This is a genomic window from Corallococcus sp. CA041A, assembly GCF_003612075.1.
Classification (GTDB): Bacteria; Myxococcota; Myxococcia; order Myxococcales; family Myxococcaceae; genus Corallococcus; species Corallococcus exiguus.
Genome location: NZ_RAWF01000707.1, coordinates 1 through 419, shown reverse-complemented (window position 1 = coordinate 419; position 419 = coordinate 1). Strand labels below are relative to the sequence as shown.

The 419-nt window shown below is 67.5% G+C and carries 1 pseudogene; it reads right to left on the bottom strand.

Annotation, left to right across the window (positions count from 1 at the left end):
* A pseudogene (locus D7V77_RS42760) lies at window positions 1–419 on the bottom strand (MFS transporter); the annotation flags it as partial.

Below are 419 nucleotides of genomic sequence, written 5' to 3'. Positions count from 1 at the left end.
CTTGAGGTACAGCAGGAAGTACGAGTTGGCGCGCTGCGACCAGGCGAACTGCAGGTAGGCGGCGAGGAACAGGTAGGTGACGGGGCTGGCCAGCAGGAGGCGGATCTTGCGTAGTAGTAGCTTGGTGCTGATGAGGTCGGCCGTGGTGGTGCCGGTGCGGGACATGCGCGCGTGGGCGACGGGGCGCTCCGCCCCCGAGAGGTAGGCGGCCCGCGTGATGGCCGGCGAGTCGGGGATCACGAGGAACCCGAGGAGGCCCCAGGTCATGGTGATGATGCCGGAGATGATGAACAGCCACTGCCAGCCCTCGAGCCCGCGCACCCCGTTCATGTTCTTGTACAGCGCCGCCTGCAGGACGCCGAGGAACATGTTGCCGGCCACGCCGCTGACCCCGAAGATGGCCAGGCGCTTCCCGAGCT